Origin of the sequence: Bacillus sp. NPDC060175 (genome assembly GCF_042728695.1) — a bacterium.
Taxonomy (GTDB): domain Bacteria; phylum Bacillota; class Bacilli; order Bacillales; family Bacillaceae_G; genus Bacillus_A.
In genome coordinates this window covers 1-6,716 of sequence record NZ_JBHWYR010000142.1, presented here as the reverse complement: position 1 = coordinate 6,716, position 6,716 = coordinate 1, and the positions used below count along the sequence as shown (strand labels likewise).

General features: G+C 29.9%; 5 protein-coding genes. 1 reads left to right on the top strand and 4 read right to left on the bottom strand.

Annotated features, from left to right (window positions below):
• Positions 1-404: 404 nt before the first annotated feature.
• Positions 405-596, top strand: coding sequence for a hypothetical protein (locus tag ACFWDE_RS29470; RefSeq protein ID WP_002070042.1), 192 nt, complete (start codon positions 405-407; stop codon positions 594-596).
• 602 nt (positions 597-1,198) lie between these two features.
• Here ACFWDE_RS29470 and ACFWDE_RS29465 read toward each other — a convergent pair.
• From ACFWDE_RS29465 to ACFWDE_RS29450, 4 genes are all read right to left on the bottom strand, one after another.
• Positions 1,199-1,678, bottom strand: a complete 480-nt coding sequence (locus ACFWDE_RS29465) for a homoserine dehydrogenase (protein WP_377896260.1) — start codon at positions 1,676-1,678, stop codon at positions 1,199-1,201.
• Between the two features lie 244 nt (positions 1,679-1,922).
• Positions 1,923-2,981, bottom strand: a complete 1,059-nt coding sequence (locus ACFWDE_RS29460; protein WP_377896261.1) for a glycosyltransferase — start codon at positions 2,979-2,981, stop codon at positions 1,923-1,925.
• Positions 2,982-3,210: 229 nt separating this feature from the next.
• Entirely contained in the window at positions 3,211-3,978 is a 768-nt protein-coding gene (locus ACFWDE_RS29455) for a DUF3959 family protein (protein WP_377896259.1), read from the bottom strand.
• A 210-nt stretch (positions 3,979-4,188) separates the two neighbouring features.
• On the bottom strand, positions 4,189-6,570 hold the full coding sequence (locus ACFWDE_RS29450; protein ID WP_377896258.1) for a pPIWI_RE module domain-containing protein: 2,382 nt from the start codon (positions 6,568-6,570) through the stop codon (positions 4,189-4,191).
• Positions 6,571-6,716: the final 146 nt, after the last annotated feature.

Below are 6,716 nucleotides of genomic sequence, written 5' to 3'. Positions count from 1 at the left end.
CATATTAGGAGTGTTATTAATGCTTAATATAAGCCGCCTCTTAATCATCATACTTATTGCAATTTTTTTATTTTCATCAATATTATAGAGTTTAAAAAACCTCACAAAAGTATGTTTTGGTTCTCAATTGAAGACTTGTTTCTGCTGGGAATCGTACTTTTAATGAAAGAATTTTTCATCAAACTTTCCACATAAGCCCTTAAGTAAAACATAATATCCCATCAATAACGCAGGATAAATTATGATTGTTATTTTTTTCACTGAAATTAATAATTTAACTTCCGATAGTTATCTTTTATTTAGAACTACTTTATAAGCTTCTGCTAATTACTCTTTTTCGTATATTATCATGAAGACTAGAGCAAGCATGCCTTGTCATATATTAGATAAGGGATGTGATAACATTGGGTAACGATAACAATCAATTTATTTTTCATGTAGTACAAAGTTCGGCAATTAAAAGATTTATAATTATCGATATAATTGCTGGAACAGGAATTTATTGGACCGTAAATTTCATTTCTTCAAATGCATTACTCGCAATTATTAGTTGTTTTTTGGGGACAAAAAAAATGAAAAAAATGCATCATTCATAGAAGCAATAACTAAATCCCAATTCATTTCTTTCAAATTTGTTGCCTTTACTCTTCTTGAAGTGGGAAAGCAATTTTTCACAGTTGGCTAATTCATCCGACTTTCTGGCAGACAATACTTTTGATTGTCTGCTTTTTGTATGAGATTTTTCGTTTGACATATACTACTTTTGAACCTGTATACCAATGCAAGCCATTTTGGTGTTTGGGATTTCCCTTCCTGGGATAAGTATTTTTGAACTTATCCCTTTTTTGTATAGGCATGTATATTTGGGATAAAACTAATTACAAGCAGATTTTCTGTTTATTCGTAGTTCTTAACCAAAAGACTTTTCTCCTTTGAAGGACAGTAGGTACGACTGCTTGTCCTTTTTTATTAATATTTCACACACCATTTTTTGCCCCCTTCTAAGCATTCTATTACAGCTCCCAAATAGCCGATGTTTATATTCATACAAAATAAGCAGTTGCTGATACTTTCCTTTTTGAGTTACACAACACAATAAAGATGTGTAACTATAGATTTGAATCCATGTCCCTCCTATCTCAAAAGCTCTCCTAAATAACTAAAAAAAAAACACCTTAAGTGGGTGCCCTTTTTTTCTTTATGTAAGAGAACATACAGATAACATTAATCCTCCAAATGTCACTGTTCCTAGTAACCCGAATACAACTCCTGTTAAACAAACACAATCAGCAAGACAAATTGAAGATTGCGATAATGGAACAAATGACCTACTTGTGCTCGATCCATAATGTTTTATTTTTTCATAATTTATATCCAACATTAAATGTAGACATGATACACAACCCTCAATAGTTTGAAAAGATTCATTTTCTAACCGCTCCAATAACTTGTTATTTAAAGCAAATGGTAGAGGGTACTGCTTATCTAATTTTATATTTTGATAAATTAATTGCAAACGAGATAGCATACTATTTTTCTTTTTTTCAGATGCAGCTGTACCTTTCATATTATGAAATTCATTTAATAACAGCGTCAATTCATCTCTGTTGCCGTATAAATCCCTAGCTATTCTTCTCTTTAGTTTGTACGAATGGATAATAGATTTAATTTCAATCATTTAATTACACTTCCTAATTAAATATTATTTCCCCTTATAGATAAAAAGTACTTTTAAATCCTATTAACAATACACTCAAACATCTTAATTTACTATCGATTATCATTACATGAACCTTACATAGTTGTAATAATTTCTTTAGTTACTTACCAACCCGAAGCAATCCATCCTCATAATTAATATTGTGTATATCACTATAGAAAATGAAATCATTAATAAAAATAACTTGACTTAATTTTCTAAATTAACCCTTCTCTTTACTTTGTAATAAAGTATTAAAATATTGCTGGTTATATATTACTGCAGGATGATTAGGTATATAATTTGCTGCTAATTCATTATAATATAACGCCTTATCATAGTTTCCTAAATGGCTGTAGCACAAGCTTATATGGAAATATGGAACCCAATTGTAACTTGCGGGGTTATAAAGTATCGCCTCATTAGGATATGTAATTTTCGTGGCTGCTAAATACCAGCGAATTGCTTCTTTATATTTTTTTTGTTCCATCATGACATGCCCTATCCCAACACAAATTTCCCCTCTTGGATTCCCGTATTGAAAAGCCCTTGTAAAAGTTTCTAATGCTTTATCCCACTTTTGAAGTTGCATATAACAATACGCTAAGTTTCCGCACACATAAATATTTCCTTCTCCCCAATTTTCTTTACTATCTAATACTTTTTTATAAAATTGAATTGCCTGATCATACTTTTGCTGAAACATACATTCATTCGCATAATTGAACCAATTTGTAAGCGTAACTTCTTCTGTTTCAATTATGGATTGGAGAATTTTAAAATTCTGATCAATTCTTGGTTTTTCTTTACAATGAGTAATAGTTATATCCGTATGCAACAAATTTCCTTCAACTTGTATAAATTCGTGCACTTTGTTAATCCATTGAAAATTTCTTGAGCGATTAACAAGCCTATAACGTGTTGTAATATACATTGGCTCCATACTTAATCCAGTATTTAAATGATAAAACATTAATACCGCGTCAATATCATCATCCATTTCTTGTTTTAAATTTAAAAATTTCTGCTGATCCTTTTCAAATAAAACATCATCAGCATCCAACCATAAAATATAATCTTTTTTCGCTTTAGAAAATGAAAAATTTCTGGCCGCCGCAAAATTATCATTCCACTTATAATCATAAATGTTAGTTGTATACTTTCGAACAATATCTTTAGTTCTATCTGTAGATCCAGTATCTACAATAACTATTTCATCAACTATGTGTTTTACTGAATCTAGACACCTTGCGATAACTTGCTCTTCATCTTTTACAATCATGCATAAACTAATTGTTATTTCGGTCAAGATAATCCCTCCTCCTAATGTATTATATGATTGAAAAAGAAATTATCTTCACAAATACCTACCTCAAGATATGCATGAAGTTATTAGTTAATTGACTAATACTTCTAAAACTGTGCATACGCAATCTATATTTAATTACATAAAAAACCCCTTAATGATTTATCAATTTTACGATAAATCATTAAGGGGTTAGTGAAATTTATTATGCATTATACCTATTTTTTCGACGTTCCATCCTAGTTTGTCCTTGAACAGTACTTTCTTTATATTGATCTATTTGCTCTGCCATTTCATATGTTACAACTGGTTCTTCGTTATTACGCTCATGCATTATTTCTGGCGTTTTACGTTTAGAACCTTTTCCACCAAACTTAAATAATTTCATCTTAAATTTCGGTAATCTTGGAAAGCGGATCTTAAATGATAGCCTTTTACGTTTCTTTTTTTGTTTAAATAGATTTGTATTTTCTTTATTATTATCTTTCTCTTTTCGATGTATTAACGTCGCAAGTAATCCACCTAATATAAGTCCTCCAACCAAGAGTAGAAGATATACGTAATTGCTTGTCATTAAACTCGTCATACGCTCAAGTATGACTAACGACTGTACTTCTTTTATATCCCATAATAAAGCGGCCCATAATGAGAATAAACCTAAAGTAAGCCCGTATGTACGAAAGCGGAATATACAAGGTATTAAAGCGATACAAGCGGCAATTTTGGCATTTGCTATTATAACACTTGTTGAAATATCCTGATTCCAAATAACTAACAGTAGTGTTATAAATGGTGCATATGCTATCCAGCTACATATACGTGAATATATCTTTTTCGCAAAGTAACTACCGAAACTAGTAAAAAATAAAAGTCCTCCAATATATAAAGATTGTTCAAGAGGGATTTGCTTTAACATTCCTGCAATTGGAAAGAGGCCGCTCAGTAGCATTAATAATACATCTAATTTCTTCACAATTCCCCATTCCTTTCAAATTTTATTTTCAATTAATAAAAATCGCTTTTCCATATGATGTAGTTTTTGTATTTCTAAAAAACATCTTAATCCTGTATGTAAATAAAGTAAATACGTAAAAGAAAAGATACATGACAAAGGATAGCCTTATTTACATGAAAAAATGACAAATCCTGCTCATTATTACTAGCAGGATTTGTATACTATTATTTATATTAATATCAATGCATCTTCTTTTTCTAAAATTATTACATCTTCATCTAATTCGTCATTGGATTCTTTAAACTCCCTTGAATCAATATCGGTAGTATAATTTTTAATTAATTTAGCCATATGCATTACATGCGTATTATGAATATTTTGTTCCGAGAGCAAGGTTGATTTACAGCACATGTAATGTATCATTTTGGCGATTTCTTCTCTTTCTTCAGATTTTACACCAAACGGGATAACTTCGAGTATGTACTGCTGTGCTATCTCATTACAATTTAATTCGTATGCAGCCGTGCTATAGTAAATTCCCATTTGATCTACAAATAATCTCGTTTCATCCATAACATATTCTTGGCCTCTAACAATATAGTTCGGTACATCTGAGTTAGTATTAATTCTAATTATGTTTATATCCTCTTTAAAATTCGAGATTATTTCAGGTGAAACCCCAATATTAACGCTTTCATTTTGTAATTCTTCTATCCAATATTTCCTCATATTTGCATCTGCAATAAAATAAACTTCTTTATTTTGTTTATGTGCATCTTGCGAAATTTCAACTAATGTTTCTGACATAAATTGTTTAAAACTGACTCCTATATCATTCCTTTTTGATGGTTGTGGTAAAAACACTTTATTATTACCTATATTTAATAAAGTATGATCAATTGTACCCCATTCTTCTTGACCATATAATTTATATACTATTTCTCTCCCATTTATTTTTGAAAAAATAGGTAAGAAATCATATTTAGACATTTTCTCAATTGATAAATTTACAATTATCCCCGGTAATTTTATCTTATTCCAACTACGCTTTAAGAACCCCTTTTGTTCTAACAAACTAAGAATGGCATTACTAATTTCTTTTTTAGATACACTTTGTCCGATAAATAAATTAATAAATGCTGAAATACGTTCCGTTCGAGCGAATCCTTCCCGAATAATTTGCTTTGGATTAATTTTTTCGCGACCATCACAATTTTTTATTGCAATTAATGCTAATTTCATTTCATTTTGCTCACCTGCCGTAGCATGTACAGCTTTTACGACATCGTCTACTAGTTTCTTTTTGTTTTTATGGCTATATTGCATTCTATATGGATTTTGTAACACGTTTCCAATGTTATATCTTACTATTTTTAACAACACCGGATTGTCTGCATTTAATACATAGGAAGAATCTCCATTTTGAGCTAAAACTATTTTGCTATCTAATAACGCCTGTTCTATCTCTATTACTATATCATCTGACCATACTTCTAACGTAATTGAGTCTAATCCCTTTGGGGCAAATAAAGGTAATAACTCATTCTCATTATTAGTTAATACATTTTCACATTCTGGAAGTAATGTGAAATATGGGAATATTCGTTGGAATTCATTAAAAAGTTCCACTTTTTCTCTTACTTTTATACCAAATTTTATTTTTGTTCCTTGAACTTTATATATATTTTCGTTATATGGAAGAAGCACTCTTACATTAGTTCCTCTAATATACTCTTTCGGACATTGGAGAATTTGCTCTAATTTAACCTCTCCCCCTATCCTATAATCATCTTTTAAATTTCTAAAACGTTTAATCCACTTTATTCCTTTTTTAGCTTGTTGCACTTTTAACTTTACAAATCTTTGCTTTTTATTATTTGATTCAAATTCAGGAGTTGAAATCAGTATTTGGCTCCGCTTTCGCCCTAAAAGTATAGAGATATCTTTATGATTATATTGTTGATAAAACCTCCTAATCCCTACAGATACTTTTAATAGCGGAATATTCTCACCTCCACGAGTTACGTATTCAAACCGATATACATAAGCAAAATAATCATGTGTTTCTTCATCTTTAATTGGCTCAGACATCGCTTCAGAAACATATTGTGATCGCAGTGGCGAAAAATATATTTCTTCTTCATTCTTATTTTCCATACGTAAAGGCTTTTCGCAAAAAATATGAGTAATTAAAGCTGGTACCCATTTAGAAAACGTTTTTTTATCATGTAATACTGGCACATTACTAATTAAGTCATACTGCCATTCTAAATGTGGTGGATCTATTAATTTATTCGGTTTCCAATCATGAATAACCTCATACCAGCTTTGGAAAATATAGTCTAACTGTTCTTGTTTCATTGGTTCTTTTGCTACAATCCAGGGCGTATCTTCCCTTAATATATATGGATTGTGCTGAATGAATAATATATCAGAAAACATTTCATACAATCTTTCATTTAAAAGTTTTAATTTGCTCGTTAATAAAAATGTTCTATAATGTATCTCTACAATCTCAAGCCATTCAATAGGAAAATAAATATACGATACTTTCTCATTATAGAGGGGTTCTACTATATTTTTAAATGCTAATAACCGTAATTTTTCCATATTATTAATACTTCCTCTCTTAATTTATATTGATCATGAATAATACTAGAAAAGATACTAATTTTTTTAAGCATAAACGAATCAAATTTAAACCAAGCGCATTAAAGGAAATAACTAGATTGAATTTGAATATTTTAATAATATAT